A 19,685-nucleotide genomic window follows, 5' to 3' on the forward strand; every position below is an offset into this window, starting at 1 on the left:
AAGCGTTCCAGCGTATACAAGGCAGTATGATTGGAGGATTTATGAATAAGAACCTAAAGATTGATACGGCTCCAGACTCGTCCGGCGGCATGACCCGGGTAGTAGAGCGCAATATAAAAGCGTTGCTGGACCGTAAAAAGCAGGAAGACGAAAAGCGAACAGCCGAAAACAGGATTGCTGACAGCATCACAGGGTTTGTGGGCAGCATGACCTTTGTCTATATACATGTTGCCTTTTTCGGGCTCTGGATCCTATGGAACACCGGACTGCTGGGTCTGGAGCCTTTCGACCCGTCACTGGTGGTGCTGGCCATGATGGCTTCTGTAGAGGCTATTTTTCTATCAACTTTTGTCCTGATTAGTCAGAACCGTATGGCAGCACAGGCGGATAAACGCGCCGAACTGGACCTGCAGATCAGCCTGCTCACCGAACACGAGGTAACCCAACTGATTAAAATGGTACGGGCTATCGCGCAGAAGATGGAGGTAGAGGATTCCGATAATCCTGAAATCGACGAGCTGGAAAAGAACGTGGCTCCTGAAAAGGTTATGGACAGCATGGAGAAGCACGCAAGAAAGATCAACAATGCTCCAGATACGGACTAAGTATACAATGCCTTTGCTGCCAGCTTATACTTTGGATGGAGGGACCGTATGATGGAAGGAACCATAAACCATAGCCTGAATTTTCCTATATTCGCATCAAATCTGGAAAAAACCTATTAAAAAAAGTATGCAACTTACTAAAGTAGAACCATACAAGCCTGTCAACCATATCCGTATTGTTACGGCGGCCTCGCTGTTCGATGGGCATGACGCCTCGATTAACATCATGCGCCGCATCATACAGGCCTCCGGAGCCGAGGTAATTCACCTGGGGCACAACCGCTCGGTGCAGGAAATCGTGGATTGCGCTATTCAGGAAGACGCCCAGGCCATTGCGATTACCTCTTACCAGGGCGGCCACCTGGAGTACTTCAAGTACATGTACGACCTGCTCAACGAGCGCGGCTGCGGCCATATCCGCATCTTCGGCGGCGGAGGCGGCGTTATACTTCCCACCGAGATCGAGGAACTGCACGAATACGGCATTGCCAGAATATACTCCCCGGACGACGGACGCGCCATGGGCCTGCAGGGCATGATAAACGACATGCTGCAGAAGTGCGACTTCCCGACAGGCAACAACCTGAACGGCGAGGTAAAGCACCTGAAGGACAAAGACCCCAAAGCAATTGCCAAGCTTATCTCTGCTGCCGAAAACTTCCCGGAAGAAGCCAGGTCTATACTTCATGAGGTAAAAGAGCAGGCCAAGGAAGTTAATACCCCAGTGTTGGGTATCACCGGTACGGGTGGTGCCGGAAAGTCGTCGCTGGTGGATGAGCTGGTGCGCCGCTTTCTGCTGGACTTCCCGGAAAAGAAGATCGCCATCATTTCCGTAGACCCATCGAAGCGCAAAACGGGTGGCGCCCTGCTGGGTGACCGAATCCGGATGAACTCTATCTCCAACGAACGGGTGTACATGCGCTCACTAGCTACGCGCCAGAGCAACCTGGCGCTGAGCAAGTATGTGCAGGATGCCGTGGATATTGTAAAAGCGGCGAATTTCGACCTGATCATCCTGGAGACTTCCGGTATCGGTCAGTCGGACACCGAAATCATCGAGCACTCGGACATGAGCCTGTATGTGATGACGCCAGAGTATGGTGCCGCCACGCAGCTCGAGAAGATCGACATGCTCGATTTTGCCGATGTGATCGCCCTGAACAAATTCGACAAGCGCGGCGCGCTGGATGCCCTGCGCGATGTGAAGAAGCAGTACAAGCGCAACCACCAGCTATGGGAGGTGAGTGACGAGGATATTCCGGTTTTCGGAACGATCGCCTCGCAGTTCAACGATCCGGGCATGAACCGCCTCTACCGCGCGGTGATGGCAAAAATCACGGAAAAGACGGGTATAGCGTTCGCTTCCAACCTGCACACCTCGCAGGAGATGTCGGAGAAAGTATACATCATCCCTCCTGCCCGCACGCGTTACCTGTCCGAGATTTCTGAAACCATCCGCAACTACGACAAGTGGAGCAAAGACCAGTCGGAAATCGCGCAGAAACTATACGGCATCAAAAAGTCAATCGAGGCTGTTCAAAGTATAGAAATTGCCGACAAAGACCGTTTGATCAAGCAGCTGGAGCAGGCGTATGCGGAGGTGGAACTGAGCCTGGACGGGCAGAACAAAAAGATTCTGGAGAACTGGAAAGACAAAGTTCAGGCCTACAAGAATGAGTTCTACGTGTTCAAGGTTCGCGACAAAGAACTGAAGATAAAAACCCATACCGAGTCGCTCTCGCACCTGCAGATCCCGAAAGTGGCTACGCCAAAGTATGAAGCCTGGGGAGATTTGCTCAAGTGGAACCTGCAGGAGAACGTACCGGGCGAATTCCCATACACGGCGGGCGTGTTTCCATTCAAGCGCGAAGGCGAAGACCCAACCCGTATGTTTGCCGGTGAAGGCGGACCAGAGCGTACGAACCGTCGTTTCCACTACGTGAGTCTGGGCATGCCAGCCAAACGTTTGTCTACGGCCTTTGACTCGGTAACGCTGTACGGCGAAGACCCGGATTACAGACCAGACATCTACGGTAAGATCGGTAACTCAGGCGTGAGCATCTGCTGCCTGGATGATGCCAAGAAACTATACTCCGGCTTTAACCTGGCTGACCCGATGACGTCGGTGTCGATGACCATCAACGGCCCGGCAGCCATACTTACTGGCTTCTTCATGAACGCCGCCATTGACCAGCAATGCGAACTATACATTAAAGAGCATGGCCTGGAGGCGGAAGTCAACCAGAAAATAGAAGCCATCTACAAAGAGAAAGGTGTAGAGCGTCCGCGCTACCAGGGCGAGTTGCCCCAAGGCAACGACGGGCTGGGCCTGATGCTGCTGGGCGTGACCGGCGACCAGGTGCTGCCAGCTGAAGTATACGAACCCATCAAGGCCCGGACCTTAGCTGCCGTTCGTGGCACCGTGCAGGCCGATATCCTGAAAGAAGACCAGGCACAAAACACCTGTATCTTCTCCACGGAATTCTCGCTGCGTTTGATGGGTGACGTACAGGCTTACTTCATCAACAAGAACGTGCGTAACTTCTACTCGGTGTCTATCTCGGGGTACCACATTGCAGAGGCGGGTGCCAACCCTATCTCGCAGCTGGCTTTCACGCTGGCCAACGGCTTTACGTTTGTGGAGTACTACGTGAGCCGCGGCATGGACATCAACAAGTTTGCGCCAAACCTTAGCTTCTTCTTCTCCAACGGCATTGATCCGGAGTATGCGGTGATTGGCCGTGTGGCTAGAAGAATTTGGGCCAAGGCGATGAAGCACAAGTATGGCGCTGATGCCCGTTCGCAGATGCTCAAGTACCACATCCAGACGTCCGGCCGTTCGCTGCACGCGCAGGAGATCGACTTCAACGACATCCGCACCACGCTGCAGGCACTTTACGCGATTTACGATAACTGCAACTCGCTGCACACCAACGCTTACGACGAGGCCATCACCACACCGACTGAAGCTTCTGTGCGCCGTGCGATGGCCATTCAGCTGATCATCAACCGTGAGTTGGGCCTTGCCAAGAACGAAAACCCAATGCAGGGCTCCTTCATCATCGAAGAGCTAACTGACCTGGTAGAAGAAGCGGTACTGGCTGAGTTCGACCGTATCACAGAACGTGGTGGTGTACTGGGTGCCATGGAAACCATGTACCAGCGCGGCAAGATCCAGGAAGAGAGTTTATACTATGAGACGCTAAAGCATACCGGCGAGTATCCGATCATCGGCGTGAACACCTTTCTGTCGTCACAGGGCTCCCCTACGGTTATCCCGCAGGAAGTTATCCGGGCTACGGAGGAAGAGAAACAGTATCAGATAGCGATGCTGCAGTCGCTGCACCAGCGCAATGCCGATAAGTCGGCGGAGATGCTGAAACGCATCCAGCAGGTGGCCATCAACAACGGCAACATTTTCGAAGAGATGATGGAGACGGTGAAATACTGCTCGCTGGGCCAGATAACGAATGCGCTGTTTGAGGTGGGCGGACAGTACCGCAGAAACATGTAAGTTGTACTTTAAAGTATAAACAGGAAGTATATAACAGAGAGCCGGGCCATGAGTCCGGCTTTTCTTTTAAATAGGGTTGGTCAATACTTTAACCTTCTTTTAGCCCGTTGTCGTAAGTATAAATCTGTAACCACAAAGCATACTATGAACCAGTCAAAAGAAACTCCGTTACTGTTTTTGCTCGGAACAGCGCTACTGATAGGTGCGGCCGCTTACCTGCTCATCAGCTGTCAGTTCGACGAGGAGGATTTTGAGTTCGATACCTATGATGAAGACAGTGAGGATTACCTCTAAAAAAGGCGCCCACTGCACGTATGTGGTGCAGTGGGCGCCTTTCCCATAATAGTATGGCTATAGGGTATAGTCGCCCGTGGCCTCTGGCTGGAACGTAACTTTTACCACTTTATACTTAATAGTGCCCGATGGTACGGGCCACTCTACCACATCCCCTTCCTTGCAGCCGATAATGGCCGTGCCAACAGGCGCGAACACAGAAATCTTGCGGGAGTTGATGTCGGCGTCTTTCGGGTACACAAGTGTCATCTCCAGCTCTCTGCCACCTTGCAGGTCCTGCAGCAGCACGCGGGAGTTCATCGTGACTACGTTTGCGGGTATCTCCTCCGATGGCACCCGGACAGCGCGTTTCAGTTCGTCCCCGAGCTTGCCGATGTTGGCAGGTACTCCGTTGCTTTGTCTCTGAATCTGAATCAGGTCTACAAGACGCTTATAGTCTTGTTCAGTTAGATAAATTGTGTTGTTCATATCAGTTGAGTACATAGTTTCTGCTGATGTCGGTATGTGTGTTGCTTTTAGAGAAGTATAACTCTTTAAAGCTCATGTTTCTGCCGTGCTCCACTCGCCTGAAAATCTTATCAGGCGAAATTCGGCCAAGGCTATCGAAACCACACGCCTCCATCACCTCTATAGTTGATTTAATGGTATTTCCATGGAAATTAGCTACCCGCACACGTTTGTCTGCCACATCAAGGCCCTGGTATAAATTCTTGTCTTGTGTGGCTATACCCACAGGACAGCGGCCAGAGTCGCACTGCAGCGCCTGAATGCAGCCCAGCGCGAACATCATGCCGCGCGCACTGTAACAGATATCGGCACCCAACGATACCGCCTTGATAATATCTACCCCTGTAATAATCTTACCCGCCGCTATCAGCTTTATTTCCTCGCGCAGGCCATACTTGCGCAGGATTGTCTGCGCGAACGCCAACGCGTCATAAAGTGGCATTCCCAGGCTGTCGGTAAACTCCAGCGGGGCTGCGCCGGTCCCTCCTTCTGCACCGTCAATCGTAATAAAGTCCGGATAGATGCGGTTGTGCATCATCTCCTGGCAAAGACGCTCGAACTCCTGCTTGTTGCCTATGCAAAGCTTAATGCCAACGGGCTTGCCCCCTGACAAAATACGCAGCTTCTCGATGAACAACAACATGGTAAACTGGTCGCTGAAAGCGGAGTGCCCCGGAGGGGATGCTACTGTAGTATACGGTTCTACTTTACGAATAGCAGCAATTTCCGGGGTGTTCTTTGCGCCAGGCAGTATACCGCCATGGCCAGGCTTGGCACCCTGAGAGAGCTTTATCTCCACCATCTTGATGTGTGGATGGGCCACCTGCTCCCGGAACAGGCTCTCGTCAAAATTACCGTTTTTGTCGCGACATCCAAAATAACCGGTACCTATCTGCCAGATCAGGTCGCCGCCCCCTTCTATATGGTAAGGGCTCACACCACCTTCCCCGGTATTATGCGCAAACTTGCCCAACTTGGCTCCAGCACTCAGCGCTGTGATGGCCGTCTTGCTAAGTGAGCCGTAGCTCATGGCCGAAATATTGTAAATACTGGCACTGTAGGGTTGCTTGCAACGGCTGCTGCCAACCGTTACGCGCAGGTCATCGGCTTTCACATGAACCGGGAACATGGTATGGGCTATCCACTCGTACCCTACCTCCAGGCTGTTGCTGTGCATCCCGAAAGGCACGGTTTCACGCACGTTCTTGGCCCGTTGGTACACAATAGACCGCTGCCGCCGGCTAAATGGCTTGCCGTCCGTGTCCGACTCGAAAAAGTATTGCCGGAACTCGGGGCGGATGCTCTCGAAAAAGTAGCGCAGGTAGCCCACCAGCGGGTAGTTCCGCAGCAGCGAGTGCCTTGCCTGACGAATATTAAATAAGAAAACCAGATGCAGCGGCACTATTAACAACAATAGCCATAGCATCTGCCTGTCGAAAACAGATAGAAAAAGCGCTACAAGATAAGCTCCTGTAAAGGCATACGTAAACGTGCGCCTGACGCTAATAGAAGTTGCCATAAAATTTTAAGGATAGGAAAAAGTTATAGTTTTGATCAGGTAAATCAGCGAAGTCGTTTATCCAGAATTACGTTCTGTGGGTGCAGGAGGCAATTCTGGAAAAATCAGCTGAAATCTTTGGGAGCGGTGTAGAAACAGAGACAGTAGCCATTGAGTTTATCACACAGTGCCATGTGGTGCGAAGCCGACACCATTCCAGCGCCGGCAATGCGGGTTAAATTAAGGGTGATATGTGGCACAGGTGGCTGCATGGTACATTTTAAACTGCAAAGTTATGCGAATCTTTTTGATAAAAGCCAGCTAACCTACAGCATATATTTACGCGAATGAAGGCAGGATACATCACCCGCCTGATTCCGCTATATTAACGTGAGTTAATATCTTTAAAGTTATATTCCAAATTGAAGGCAGATTTTATGCAAACCTCCCTTCAATCTACAACAAATAAGTGACCAAAACGCTTATTGTAGGGGTAACTTTCATTCTGGAAACCCGTTTGAAAAGGCATAAGTTCAACCCTTTACCCGACACCGTTATGAAGCAGTTAGCCTCAATTTCGTCCATGCTCCTGGTTGGTACCTCTATAGCGTTTTTCCTGAAAAGTTGGCTTAACCATCCAGACCTGAGAATAGACCTCGATAACGAGGATTACCATATGTATTTATAAAATATCTGAGGAGAAACAAAGAGGCTATTCTATACTTCAGGAGTAGCCTCTTTGTTCATGCTACCTATAGCAGCGCTATGCTTTGGCAAAGGGCTGAAAAATGGTAGCTTTGCCATACTTATACTTTCACACTAAACCGCACCCTGGGTGCACAAACTATTACGAATGGATTTAAAAGAAAAGATCAGCTACATCATTGGCCGCGACATGGCTGCCAACCTGATAAAACAAGGCATTGAGGTGGAGGCCGACGCATTCTTGAAAGGCCTTAAAGATGTACAGGCTGGTAACCCTTCTTCGCTGTCGCAGCAGGAGGTGCAGGAGGCCATGATGGCCCTGCAGCAGGAGATGGCGCAGAAGCAGAATGCAGCAGGAACTGCCAACAAAAAAGCGGGTGAGGATTTTCTGGCTGAAAATAAAGGAAAAGAAGGCGTACAAACACTGCCAAGCGGACTGCAATACATGGTTATCAAAGAAGGCACGGGCAAATCTCCTTCTGCCTCCGACACGGTAACCACCCACTACCACGGCACCCTCATCGACGGCACTACCTTCGACTCTTCCTATGACCGCGGACAGCCCGCCACCTTCCCGGTAAACGGCGTAATTGCAGGCTGGACTGAGGCGCTGCAGAAGATGAAGGAAGGCGCTAAGTGGAGGCTGTTTATCCCCTCAGAGCTGGCGTACGGTGCGCAAGGCGCGGGCGATGCCATTGCCCCGCACTCTACGCTGATTTTCGACGTGGAGCTTCTGCAGGTAAAATAAAGTATAGCTTACATTATAATCAAAAGCCCGGGCTGTAGTTACAACCCGGGCTTTTATTTTTATACTTTTTATACTTTTCTGGCTGCTCAGGAACCTGTTTTGAGCAAATACATCTCATTGAGCCAACGTTGTGCCTCCTCCGGGTACATAAAATGATGCATCACCATTAAATTACCCTGTTGTATCAACTCATCCCCTGTCAGCTCACTTACCAGGTCGTGCATCAGGAAAACAGGAAGTATAACCGCTACGAAAATATCATCCCCCACCAGCATGAGGGCCTCCGGAAAAACCTGCTCAAAAATCCAGCGCTGGTCGTCACGGCGGATGGTGCTGCGCTTCCGCAGATCGAGCAGCCACTTTACAGGCCTGAACCTGCGCACCTGCTCCATAATTAATTCATACCCACTCCTGAGCTCTTCGGTTGTAATGCTCCCCTCCCACCGGATCAGCAGCGTATCTTCAGCACTACTGTAGCACACTAAGAGCTTCTCTGTCCTGCATAGTTCCTGCACGTCTTCCCCAGTAGTAAAAGTCACATTACCGATACTCACTTTTCGATCCATATATGTGAAGGTTGATGTATTTCAGAAAGCTCGTGTATAGATGTCATGCACACCAAGCCTATAACTTAATATTGGTAAAGTTGGCTGATTTTAATTTAAAAAGCAATGAATTTATATTCATTTAATATTATATATAATTAAAATTCACATCCGCAATTTGTAAGCGCTTCAGACACAGCTGCTCCAGCCCTGCTGAATAATCCCCTACCACCAGCAAAACGAACAAATACACAGATTAGACGTTCATAAACCATCTAACCATCATCCTATAAAAATCTATCGTATGGCAAGTACACCCAACGTAGGCAAACAATTTTTAGACAGTGTCCATCAGTTTTTCGACCACGCGGCCAGTTACACCAAGCTTCCTTCCGGCATTCTGGCCCAGATAAAGGCAACCAACAGCGTGTATAAAGTATCCTTCCCGGTAGAAATTGACGGCAATATTGAGGTGATTGAAGGTATACGTGTGCAGCATAGCCACCACAAACTTCCCTCCAAAGGCGGTATCCGCTTTAGCATGCAGGTAGATGAAGACGAGGTGAAGGCGCTGGCTGCGCTCATGACGTTTAAGTGCGCTGTGGTTGACGTGCCGTTCGGGGGCGCCAAGGGTGGCGTGAAGATAAACCCCAGAACCAGCTCCGTGAAAACACTGGAGAAGGTTACCCGCCGCTACGCTGCCGAACTCATTAAGAAGAACCTGATTGGACCGGGCATGGACGTGCCAGCCCCCGACTACGGCACCGGTAGCCGTGAGATGGCCTGGATTGCCGACACCTACCAGGCCCTGAAGTATGGCGAAACAAACGCGCTGGGTTGCGTGACGGGCAAGCCGGTTGGTCAGGGAGGAATCAGGGGGCGTGCCGAGGCAACAGGACTAGGAATTTACTACGGCATACGCGAACTGCTGGCTGATACGGAAATGCTGCAAGGCAGGGGCCTGAGCGGCAATACGATGGAGGGCAAACGCATCATTGTGCAGGGGCTGGGGAATGTGGGCTACCATGCCGCCTACTTCTGCCAGCAGGACGGGGCCGTGATTATAGGTATTGCAGAGCGGGAGGGCGGCATTTACAACGACAACGGCATCGACGTGCAGGAAGCATTTAAGCACCGCAGCGAAAACGGCTCCATCCTCAACTTCAAAGACTGCAGGAACTATGAGAATTCAGAAGAGATGCTGGAGCTGGAGTGCGATATTCTGTTGCCAGCAGCCCTGGAAAACGTGATACACAGCGGAAACGCCGGCAGGATAAAGGCTAAAATCATAGCTGAAGGGGCAAACGGGCCTGTGACAAGAGAGGCAGAGGAAATCCTGCTTAAGAACAGTGTGGTACTCCTCCCCGATCTGTACCTGAATGCCGGGGGTGTTACCGTTTCATACTTTGAGTGGCTGAAGAACCTCTCGAACGTGCGTTTTGGGCGTATGGGCAAACGTGCCGAGGAAGCCAGCTACCGCCGGCTCGTGAACGCGATTGAGACAAGCTCCGGGAAAAGCATGTCATCAAAGGAAAGGGCGTTTTTAACGCAAGGGGCAGACGAAATCAGCCTGGTCCGCTCCGGCCTGGAAGACACCATGATAAACGCCTACCATGAAATCCGGGATGTGATGATGCAGAAGAAAACGCAGGGCTTACGCACCGCCGCTTTCATAACAGCCATCGAGAAGGTGGGGGTAAGTTATGAGCTACTGGGAATTTTCCCTTGATGCAAACACTCTAGAACCGCTGAGAAGGCCGGTATGGGGTGCAAGAAATGCCTCATCCTGGCCTTTTCTTATATCGGAGAGCCACTGCAGCGCTTCCTGAAGCTTGGTAAAATAATTGAACTGGATGAAGTGCTGCTGCGGCAGCAAGGCAGGCACCTGGTAATTGGTGACGAGCGCCTTAAAGTGGTCATTGTTGAAGACAACGGCAGCAAAAATTTCCCCTTGGATGCAGTCGTATACTTTGGGGTAAAACTCCTGGTTTAACCACTCCTCCTGTTCCCGGTCAAGGGAACCTATCAGGCTTTGGTCGGTGCAGAAGTAATATGTCTGCCGGTTGCAGCATACATACGCTAGCGCGCGCATATACGTATCCTTCAACTGGACCGAATCCGGCTTGCGGAGCCACTGTAACAGCAGCACACTCTCTTTTTGCCGGAAAGTAATGGTTACGCTTGTCGTCTGGTGTATCACCATAGGCCGTTTAAACTTTGCGTATTATCATTTCGAAATATACCTAACTTAATATTAATATACAATACCAGCCTATACAAACTATCTAAAGCATATCACTGCTTAAGAGACACTTACAACACACTGTCATAGCTGTTCTGGTATTATAAGTACAATTCAAAAGACTACCGTATTTCTACACGTATAAGCTTATGACTGATGGCGGGGAGTTTTGTATACTTGCTTCCTTTGCATACTTCTGGTAGTAGAGCTTAATTTATTCGCACTGCTATACCTTAAGGGGAGGTATAGCAAAAAGTAAAGGCCGAAGTATCAACCCCGGCCTCTGCTGTTTAATAAAGTATACTTTAAATTAACTGTTGCTCAGGTTTAACCATTCCCTGAAAATCTTATCCTGCAGCGGCGTCGGGTTATCTACGCGTACAAACTGGTACCGCACGCTTGTGTCCTGGATGAGTTTGACCTGCAGTGTCTGTAGCTTTCCATCGCGGGAGATGAGAACTTCGGCTGTATCGCCTATGTTCATACTACCAATCCGACGCTCCAGGTCGTCTCCGGCACGATAACCGTTCAGGGCGATGATTTCATCGTTCACGTTCAATCCTCCGTCCCAGGCGCTGCTGCCCCTGGAAACACTGCGGACAATCAGTTTGCTGCCTGACATGGCCGTAGTGGCTCCCCAATTAATGGCGACAGCCCCTTGGTTGGTATCTACTAACTGCAGGCCTGCGGCCTCGAAATACTTGTTGTAGTCCGGCGTTTCAGTCCCGTATACATACTTTGTGAAGAAGTCATCCATGTTGCGGCCGGCGATGCGCTCCACAGCCTCTTTAAACTCGGCCTCCTTGTAGCCGCGGTTCAGCTTCTTGTAGTACCGGTCATACATGTAGCGCATCACATCGTCCAGGCTCTTCTCCCCTTGCGTGGCGGCCATAATCTCCATGTTCAGCAGGCTGCCCAGCACCCCTCCTTTGGTGTAGTAGGAGACTTCTGCATTATTCAAGTTTTCGTTGCGGCGGTAATACTTAATCCACGCGTCGAAGCTCGACTCCGCTACCGACTGTACCTTGTTACCCGGCGTGTTCTCCACTGAGTTTATACTTCCGGCATGTATGCCCAGGTACCTTTCGGGTGAGTAGAATCCCGCGCGGCGCACCAGCAGATCATCGTAATAGCTCGTAATGCCCTCAGACACCCACAGCTGGCGCGTGTAGTTCTCGTTGTTGTAATCGAAAGGACCAAGTGGCTCGGGACGGAGGCGCTTCACATTCCAGAGGTGGAAGTACTCGTGTGCCACCAGTGCCAGAAAGCCGTGGTAGCTGCTCTCGGTGCCGTAGTTCCAGCGCGAGGTCTGCAGTGTGGTAGAGTTAAGGTGCTCCAGGCCACCACCGCCGCGCTCCAGGTTGTGCACGATGAATACGTACCTCTCCACAGGCAGCTCTCCCATCAGCTTCACAGCCTCCTCGATTACCTTCGTCATGTCGGCAATCAGCTTTTCAGGCTCATAGTTGCCTCCGCCGTACATGGCCAGCTCGTGCGGCACCCCGGCGGCGGTAAACTCATACACCTCGTGCGTGCCGATCTCTATCGGGGAGTCAGCCAGAATATCATAGTTCGGGAAAGTATAGGTAAACTTGCCAACGCTCTTTAGCCCCGTTGATACTTCATTCCAGCCTGCGAAGGGCTTTACCACCAGCGTTCCCTGCTGCTTCTCGTAGCCCTCGGGATACATAAACATGCTGGTGCCGTTCACGTAGCCATGGCTGGCATCCAGAAAGCTGGTGCGTACACTCATCTCAAAGGCATACACCTTGTAGCTGGTCCGCACCATACTGGCTTTGTTGCTGTACACGCGCCAGGTGTTCTTGTCAATTTTCTCGCTGCGCAGTGCTTTGCCGTTGCCGTCGGTAGCTGCAAAGCCTTCCACATTTTTAGGGAACTCACGAACCAGGTACGACCCGGGTGCCCAGACAGGCATGGTAAAATCAATGTAGTTTTTTCGGGCGCCGCTCAGTTCAGCCTCCACCTGAAAGTAGTGCGTATGTGGTTCCGGCATGGAGAGGGTATAGCGCAACTCTGCCGCCAGGGCTTTAAAGCTGCTTCCTAAGCTAAGGAATAAAACAATTAAAAGAGATAGTTTAACAGGATGTTGTTTGAGCATGTGTGTGTCAGGCATGATTTGAATAAACAGGCATTTTACGATATTTAGCCTTTTTTTCAAAATAGCCGTGCCTGCAGCCTGACCTCAGTTAACGATTCATGCCAGGTGGGAGACTTTGGTATTAAGCCAGTTATCAGCCTCTTCCAAATCAAAGAAGTTTTTCATGATAATGACTTCGTTATAGCTTCTTAAGCCATACTTTCCTGCCTCATGAAGCAGCATGTTATAGCATTTCTCGGATAATACCATGGCCACATAATTGCCCGTGCCAAGCTTTGCCATAATGCTCGGGAAGAAGTAGCGGTGAAGCCACTCCTCTTCCTTCTCATCCAATTCTCCAATCTCACGCAGATCCAGAAGCCACAACTTTATGTGGTGTTTCTCGGCGCATTCCAAAGCTGCCATCAGCCCCTCCCTAAACTCACTGGATACTAACGTACTAAGGCATGTCATGTAAAGCTTTTTAAGCGCCTCGTCGCAGTCTATCACCAAAGAACTTGCTTTGTAAAGTCTCATTCTGATACGTATAAATCGGCACGTCAAAGTTAGTTAATTATAACTAAATACCACTATTTTTATACTTGCCTAATGCTTTTATAGTGTTTATACTTCGTAGAGGTGCATTTTTTACGTCCTAACGAAGAAACTTTAAGGGTAGAACTTTTAGCTGCGGCCTTTATGTTACTGTAAGTAACAGTGTTAAAGCTTAACATCAAGAAAGGCATGAGGTAAAACTGGCATGGTGTTTTCTTATTTACTGTTACGCATCAACAAATAACTGCTATGAAAAAAACTGTTTTGATCCTGCTCTCCCCGGTGGCACTGCTTATCCTTCTTCTGGTATTTGTACCCCAGCATTTTGTCCATTCCGGTTCTGAGGGAAGAATTGACTATAGTCAACCATTAGTGCTAACCTCTGCATCGGTTGAGACCCCGCCTGTTGCTGAGGCAGAGGAAGCTGAAACAGCACCGCGCTTGGTGGATTATGCCCTCACCCTGATGGGAACCCCCTACCTATGGGCAGGCGAGACGCCTGCAGGATTCGATTGCTCCGGATTTATCACGCACGTATACGATGAGTTTGACGTGCAACTCCCCCATTCTTCCCGCATGCAGGCGGATGAAGGCACGCAGGTATCCCGCAGCGAGGCGCAACCTGGCGACTTGGTCATCTTTACCGGCACCAACCCGCAGGTACGGGAGCCAGGCCATGTCGGCATCGTTATCTCACAGCCCGGTGACACCATTGAGTTTGTGCACTCCTCATCCAACGGAGGCGTTAAAATCAGCCAGGTGGAGGGAAGCGGCTATGAAGGACGCTTTCTGCAGGTGCGCCGTGTACTGTAGGCAAGTATAACTCTTCGGGGTTTTCACGTACAACCATGCAAACAGGGGCACATTGCCCCTGTTGAAGTATAATTCTTTGAGCATGGTACATCCTTATGTAGTTAATTCCCTTAACGCACTGGTACTTATAACTGCCGGGCTGATTCTATACTTTAACGATCCGGCCAGGCCCCCTTCTGCCCTAATGGCGACATTCTTTGGCATTTTGCTGCTGGCCTGTACCTACCACCTGCGCAAGCACAACCGTTTTGTGGCCCACACGGTCACGGCGCTTACACTGCTGGCTGGCCTGCTTATGCTGTGGCAGATAGATCCTGAATTATTCTCCTGGAACCTGCATTATACCCTCCTGTTGCTGATGGCCCTGTGCTGCTTTATTGCCGCTGCCTTTTATGTCGGATCTTTTATACAGGAGCGGCGCCTGCGCAACAACAACATCTATAAAGATGACCTTTAGGAGTTTGGGAGTTGAGGAGTTAGAGAGGTTTGGAGTTGAAAGAACGGGGCAGTAGTATATTGGGGTAGTAGCCATACTTAGAAGCAGGCATCGATAAAAAAAGAAACACCTGATGTAGCCCGTCAAGTTACACCAGGTGTTTCAGAATCCTTCAATTTCTCAGTAAGCGGTGCCCTGTTTTTCAGTTTACCATCTCTTAAGAAGACCAAAGGTAAATCGCTATCTGCGTAAGCAGTAGCTCGTACTGCTTACTAAGCCAGCTCACCTTTTACGTGAACATTATTACCTTGGCTTACTAAGACGACCGATGGATTAGACATAGCACCTCCTTTCTCTTTAGTCCGACATAAACCTCCAGCTGCCGCTGCACTACATGAGCCAGTTTTTGGCTGGAAGGCCGTGGCACTCGCCACTCACTTGCATATAAAGATAAAAAAACGATTAATAGTTCACAAAGTTTGCACTTCAACTTTAGTCCTTTCGAGCTGCCTGCCCCCCGGCCATCAGCAGGTGCGCCACAACCACCTGACAGACAACTTGGTGCGAATCTTGTGCTTTGAACTGTTTGGATGTATAAATTTTTCTTAATCTGTCAGAATCCCTGCTTATTTTTTCTAATCCGAAGAAGCATCAGGATAGGTAATTTTTACTATATTACATTGCAAACGAACAAACAAATCGGAATTAAATGAAAAAGCACCTCCTAACCCTGGTAATGCTCCTGTTCCTCAGCTCCGCCGCGTGGGCGCAGAGCCTGTCGCCTATCGGTATCTGGACGAATGAAGAAGGAAAGGCTAAGTTTGAGATCTACAAATGTGGTGACAAGCTGTGTGGCAAAATCGTGTCGTTGAAAGAACCGCTCCGCAACGGCAAGCCAAAGCTGGACGAGAACAACCCTGATAAAAGCCTGCGCAACAAACCCCTGATCGGGCTGCCTTTCATGAAGGGTTTTGAGTATGACGGGGACAACAAGTGGGACGAGGGCACCATCTACGACCCGGAGAGCGGCAAGACCTATAGCTGCTACATGAAAATGGTGAGCAAAGACAAGATGGAGGTAAAAGGCTACATCGGCATCTCTATTATCGGCCGGACCCAGCACTGGACGCGCGTAGAGTAAGATAAAAGTATAAAAAGGCAAAAGGGTTAGCCAGGCAGCTAACCCTTTTTATTAACCCTTTACCAGCCTTTTAACTATAAAAAGGCGTTGGAGGTTTTAGATGTTTGTGTAAAAATTAGTGCAATCTAGAATACCTGCAATATTTTATAGGTTTTATCTCTAAAACTAAAGGTTTCACCCGCAGTTTTTCCCATCATAGCCTTAAACACCGGCGACATACCGGAAATAGCGTAGTACGACTCCCCCTCCAGCTTTATCTCCCCTAAACTCACGCCGATAAAGTAGTTCTGCAGCTCGGTGATGACCACAGCACCCAACGAAACATCATGATTGGTTTTGGTGGCATTGATACGGCGGAGCACGCTCTGCACGGTAATCAGTTCGTCCAGCTGGCGCGCATACATGTCGCGCTGGATCTGGCAGTTTTCGCGGAACGACTCAAATTTATCCTCCATAGCTCCCTGGTGGTCATTCGCACTCTCCTGTGCCTCATCCATCGCGTCCTTCGCAGCCTTAATCTGCGCGTTCAGCAGCTTGTTACTCTCCTGTAGCAGCCGCTTCTTAGTTTCAAGTTCTTGTGTCAGTATTTCCATTGGGTTTCTGGGTTTGCAGCAGAATGGTTACCCCATGCGGTAGAGGGCCAGGCGGTACCATACCACTGTCCGTAAATCGTTAATTAAGGCATTTTATTGTTATCAAAGCGTATAAGCTTCCGGTTTTCTACAAAACCAGCAGTGGTGGCAATCAAAAAACTATTTCTGATGATCTATGTTAATGAGATAAATTATTCAGATGCCATTTAACGATTTTTTTAAGCGTTTGTTGGGTCGGGGAAAGAAAATGATCCGGTGTAGTGCCAGAAAGCGCTCAGCCAAATTTGATGCTTCCTACCGGAGCTGGCTGCACCACCAGACATACCTTTCCTGGACGGGGCCGTTCTTTACCTCCTACCATTACAAGATGGCCGGGCTGCCTACGCCTTACCAGGTAGAGCTGCATTGCACCGACAACCTTAAGGGAGTTGTTTTTTTCTATGACGAACGGATAGGGCCCGACAGCTTCAGCTTTCTGTTTGAGCTCCTGAAAGACCGCGTGCTACAGCAGGGTTATACTTTGCGGAGCGGCAACAAGCTGGAGTGCAAGGAGCAACATATAGAGAAGCTGTTGCTGGTGCCACTCCCTGAGGACGTGCCGGGCACAAAGCTCTGCAACCAGCGCTACGGCAATGTACTGCTGGACTACATGCGGCTGAAAAACAAGCCCGGCTATATCCGGTTAATGGCAAACACCTACCAGGATCCTCACTTTTCAAGGCCACTGCTTTTCGAGGAGTTGTTGGAAAAAGTGCTGAGGCCGGGGGAAGAACGGCAAAAATAAAAACAGGGGGCAAAGCAACAGCATAGCGCAGGCGCAAGTATACTATTCTGATAACAAGTATAAATATTTGTTATAACAGATAATATACAAGCTGGAATCATACCATACCACAAGCCAGGCCTATGCAGCGATACCTACTTTCTCTCCTGCTTTTCCTGTTCTGCGCCGCTGTTTTCCCTGCCCGGGCAACGCATATTGTGGGTGGTGAGTTCGAGCTGCAGCACATCAGCGGGTACAACTACAAGCTCAGCCTTAATTTATACTTTGACGTGGTGAATGGAAGTGTCGGGGCCAGGGACGGCTACGTTTCGGTGAACTTCTTCAGCAAAACAACCAACCGCAATGTCGGCCGCCTTACCCTAAACCTTGCCTCCAGCGCGCGCGTGCCCTACACCAATATTGACTGCACCGTTGGCGAGCTGGTAACAGATAAGATCATCTATAATGCAAACGTGTACCTTGACCCCGGCATCTTTAACGAACCGGGCGGTTACTACATTACCTGGGAGCGCTGTTGCCGGAACCGCACCATCAATAACATCGTACGCCCGGAGGATGCCGCCCAGGTGTTTTACATGGAGATGCCGCCCGTCGTAAAAAACGGGCTATTCTTCCAGAACTCGTCCCCTATCCTTTTCCCGCCGCTCAGCGACTATGCCTGCGTGGGCGAGATGTTTTACTTCGAGTTCAACGGCACAGACCCCGACGGCGACTCGCTGGTATATGACATGGTCACGCCGCTGAATGGCTACACCAACGCCAACCTGCCGGCTTATTACGACCTGAACACCACTCCCCCGGTCTACTTCAACAACCCCATGCCCTCGCCCTACCCCACTATTGCATGGCAGGCGGGCTACAACACTACCAACCAGATTCCGGGCACACCGGCCATCAACATCGAGGCCAATTCCGGCATGCTGACGATGCGCCCGGCACAAAAGGGGCTTTACGTGTTCGGGGTGCGGGTGCAGGAGTACCGGGATGGGGTGAAGCTGGGCGAGGTGCGGCGCGATTTCCAGGTGCTTGTGTTGGACTGCCCGCGCAACCAAACACCCAATGTGGTGGTGCAGCAGCAAGGCCAGCGAAGCCTGTACAAGGAGGGCCAGGTACTGCATATCAGCGCCAGCGACACCGAGCGCTGCCTCAACATCAAATTCACCGACCCGGACCTGAGTGAGTATGTGGAACTGCGTGCACGCCCCATCAACTTCCCGGCATCGAGTTATACTTTTAGTGGCACTACCAAAGGTATTATAAACCAGGGAACAACCCAGGATACCCTGAGCGCCACGGTCTGCTTTGCGGAGTGCTTCAACACAGAGGGAAAAGTATACCAGATGGAGTTTATCGCAAAGGACGATGGGTGCAGCCTGCCCCGCCAGGACACGGTGCGCGTAAGCTTTGTGATTGACCCGCTCCCCGATGCGCCACCTGCTGTTTCGCTCTCCACCAACCGGCGCGTCTTCGAGGTAGAGCAGGGCGATGTGCTGAGCTTTGATGTACTGGGGATTGACCCGGATAAGGACGAGGTGTTCTTAACTGCCGAAGGCGTCGATTTTGATCTGGGCTCGCAGCAGATAAGCTTTACCCCCGGAAGCGGCATCGGGCAGGTATCCTCCCCCTTCTCCTGGGAAATTAATTGCGAAACGCTCAAAAAGGAAAGTTATACTTTAGATTTTGTCGTCAGGAGCAGTGTTTGTGAGCAGGAGCTGATCCGTAAGGAAACGATCGAGGTCAGGCCCAAATCCAACAACAACCAGCCAATCCTGACCTCGGATCAGCAAGAAAGTACCATCGAATTAGAAGTCGGCCAGCCTTTTACAGCAAACCTGCTTGGCAGAGACATCGATCTGGACATGCTTGCTCTGTCGGCGAGTGTAGAGGGGTATACCTTGGAACAGTTCGGCATGCTTTTTACCAGCACCGGAGGTGCCGGCACAGCTGATGGTGTCTTTACCTTTACGCCCACCTGCGAGGCCTTCCGGAACAACAACCTGCGCGTGAAGTTTATACTTAACGAGGACGCCTGCGACGCATCCCCGGATAAAGAGCTGACACTGGAGTTTGTCATAAAAGCACCTAATACGCCTCCCACACTTACCTCCGACCAAACAGCGGCCGTGTATAGCCTGAAGCTGAACGATGTCTTTGAAGCCAACCTAGATGGCCTGGACCTGGACTTGAACAACCTGGTGCTGTCAGCTGAGGGGGATGGCTTTAACCTGGCAGACTATGGCATGCAGTTTACGGCCACCGGCGGAACTGGGGAAGCCAAGGGCAAGTTCACGTGGGTAGCCAATTGTCCGGCGGCCCTACAGGAAGTGGTACGGGTTAATTTTATACTTCAGGAGGATGCCTGCGACCCCAACCCGCAGCGCCTGACGATGGAGTTCCGCGTAGAGGCGCCTAAGATTGGCGATTATGTTCCCCCCAACATCTTTACCCCGAATGGCGACGGCAAAAACGACTTCTTTTACATCCCGAACCTGCCACCGGAGTTCTGCACTGCCACGTCAGACTGTCTAATAATCTCCTGCATTTCGCAACTTTCAGCTGGCTAAGTGGCTAAAGCATAAGATACTACTCTGCCTTAGCTATGAAATT

17 protein-coding genes are annotated in these 19,685 nt (G+C 50.6%); 10 read left to right on the forward strand and 7 right to left on the reverse strand.

Going from position 1 to position 19,685, the window contains the following annotated elements:
- Window positions 1-41 precede the first annotated feature (41 nt).
- The 3 genes from C8N40_RS08625 (at window position 42) to C8N40_RS22620 (ending at window position 4,413) form a co-directional block, all read left to right on the forward strand.
- A complete protein-coding gene (locus C8N40_RS08625; RefSeq protein WP_108211366.1) occupies window positions 42-605 on the forward strand; it encodes a DUF1003 domain-containing protein in 564 nt (187 codons plus the stop codon).
- A 127-nt stretch (window positions 606-732) separates the two neighbouring features.
- Window positions 733-4,119: a methylmalonyl-CoA mutase family protein gene (locus C8N40_RS08630; protein WP_108211367.1), complete on the forward strand. Its 3,387-nt coding sequence runs from the start codon at window positions 733-735 to the stop codon at window positions 4,117-4,119.
- A gap of 144 nt (window positions 4,120-4,263) precedes the next feature.
- Entirely contained in the window at window positions 4,264-4,413 is a 150-nt protein-coding gene (locus tag C8N40_RS22620) for a hypothetical protein (protein ID WP_170114054.1), read from the forward strand.
- A gap of 57 nt (window positions 4,414-4,470) precedes the next feature.
- Here C8N40_RS22620 and rnk read toward each other — a convergent pair whose 3' ends face one another.
- On the reverse strand, window positions 4,471-4,881 hold the full coding sequence (rnk, locus tag C8N40_RS08635) for a nucleoside diphosphate kinase regulator (RefSeq protein WP_108211368.1): 411 nt from the start codon (window positions 4,879-4,881) through the stop codon (window positions 4,471-4,473).
- Between the two features lies 1 nt (window position 4,882).
- The gene (locus tag C8N40_RS08640; RefSeq protein ID WP_108211369.1) at window positions 4,883-6,439 is read right to left on the reverse strand and encodes an FMN-binding glutamate synthase family protein; all 1,557 of its coding nucleotides are present in this window, start codon (window positions 6,437-6,439) and stop codon (window positions 4,883-4,885) included.
- 832 nt (window positions 6,440-7,271) lie between these two features.
- On the opposite strand from C8N40_RS08640, the gene bamJ reads away from it, so the two are divergent.
- Window positions 7,272-7,871 carry a BamJ family beta-barrel-assembly machinery protein gene (bamJ, locus tag C8N40_RS08650; protein ID WP_108211371.1) on the forward strand — a complete coding sequence of 200 codons (600 nt, stop codon included), beginning with the start codon at window positions 7,272-7,274 and terminating at the stop codon, window positions 7,869-7,871.
- Between the two features lie 86 nt (window positions 7,872-7,957).
- Here bamJ and C8N40_RS08655 read toward each other — a convergent pair whose 3' ends face one another.
- Window positions 7,958-8,437 (reverse strand): hypothetical protein, encoded by a 480-nt coding sequence (locus tag C8N40_RS08655; protein WP_108211372.1) that lies wholly within the window; start codon window positions 8,435-8,437, stop codon window positions 7,958-7,960.
- Between the two features lie 283 nt (window positions 8,438-8,720).
- Here C8N40_RS08655 and C8N40_RS08660 point away from each other — a divergent pair, with 283 nt between their 5' ends.
- Window positions 8,721-10,145 (forward strand): Glu/Leu/Phe/Val family dehydrogenase, encoded by a 1,425-nt coding sequence (locus C8N40_RS08660; protein WP_108211373.1) that lies wholly within the window; start codon window positions 8,721-8,723, stop codon window positions 10,143-10,145.
- On the opposite strand, the gene C8N40_RS08665 is transcribed toward C8N40_RS08660, so the two are convergent.
- From C8N40_RS08665 to C8N40_RS08675, 3 genes are all read right to left on the reverse strand, one after another.
- Window positions 10,125-10,619 (reverse strand): hypothetical protein, encoded by a 495-nt coding sequence (locus C8N40_RS08665; RefSeq protein WP_108211374.1) that lies wholly within the window; start codon window positions 10,617-10,619, stop codon window positions 10,125-10,127. The genes C8N40_RS08660 and C8N40_RS08665 overlap by 21 nt on opposite strands.
- 349 nt (window positions 10,620-10,968) lie before the next feature.
- The gene (locus C8N40_RS08670; protein ID WP_342749959.1) at window positions 10,969-12,792 is read right to left on the reverse strand and encodes a M61 family metallopeptidase; all 1,824 of its coding nucleotides are present in this window, start codon (window positions 12,790-12,792) and stop codon (window positions 10,969-10,971) included.
- Window positions 12,793-12,873: 81 nt separating this feature from the next.
- The gene (locus tag C8N40_RS08675) at window positions 12,874-13,293 is read right to left on the reverse strand and encodes a hypothetical protein (RefSeq protein WP_108211376.1); all 420 of its coding nucleotides are present in this window, start codon (window positions 13,291-13,293) and stop codon (window positions 12,874-12,876) included.
- Window positions 13,294-13,560: 267 nt separating this feature from the next.
- Here C8N40_RS08675 and C8N40_RS08680 point away from each other — a divergent pair, with 267 nt between their 5' ends.
- The 3 genes from C8N40_RS08680 to C8N40_RS08690 all read left to right on the forward strand — a co-directional run bounded on the left by C8N40_RS08680 (window position 13,561) and on the right by C8N40_RS08690 (window position 15,701).
- Window positions 13,561-14,124 (forward strand): C40 family peptidase, encoded by a 564-nt coding sequence (locus C8N40_RS08680; RefSeq protein ID WP_108211377.1) that lies wholly within the window; start codon window positions 13,561-13,563, stop codon window positions 14,122-14,124.
- A 184-nt stretch (window positions 14,125-14,308) separates the two neighbouring features.
- On the forward strand, window positions 14,309-14,581 hold the full coding sequence (locus tag C8N40_RS08685) for a hypothetical protein (RefSeq protein WP_245905049.1): 273 nt from the start codon (window positions 14,309-14,311) through the stop codon (window positions 14,579-14,581).
- A gap of 688 nt (window positions 14,582-15,269) precedes the next feature.
- Window positions 15,270-15,701 carry a DUF2147 domain-containing protein gene (locus tag C8N40_RS08690; protein ID WP_108211379.1) on the forward strand — a complete coding sequence of 144 codons (432 nt, stop codon included), beginning with the start codon at window positions 15,270-15,272 and terminating at the stop codon, window positions 15,699-15,701.
- A gap of 125 nt (window positions 15,702-15,826) precedes the next feature.
- On the opposite strand, the gene C8N40_RS08695 is transcribed toward C8N40_RS08690, so the two are convergent.
- Window positions 15,827-16,294, reverse strand: coding sequence for a hypothetical protein (locus tag C8N40_RS08695; protein WP_108211380.1), 468 nt, complete (start codon window positions 16,292-16,294; stop codon window positions 15,827-15,829).
- Between the two features lie 247 nt (window positions 16,295-16,541).
- Here C8N40_RS08695 and C8N40_RS08700 point away from each other — a divergent pair, with 247 nt between their 5' ends.
- Window positions 16,542-17,078 carry a hypothetical protein gene (locus C8N40_RS08700; protein ID WP_108211381.1) on the forward strand — a complete coding sequence of 179 codons (537 nt, stop codon included), beginning with the start codon at window positions 16,542-16,544 and terminating at the stop codon, window positions 17,076-17,078.
- Between the two features lie 122 nt (window positions 17,079-17,200).
- Complete coding sequence (locus C8N40_RS08705; protein WP_108211382.1) at window positions 17,201-19,642, forward strand: T9SS type B sorting domain-containing protein; 2,442 nt, start codon at window positions 17,201-17,203, stop codon at window positions 19,640-19,642.
- The last annotated feature ends 43 nt before the right edge of the window (window positions 19,643-19,685 follow it).

This window comes from Pontibacter mucosus, from assembly GCF_003054055.1.
GTDB lineage: Bacteria > Bacteroidota > Bacteroidia > Cytophagales > Hymenobacteraceae > Pontibacter > Pontibacter mucosus.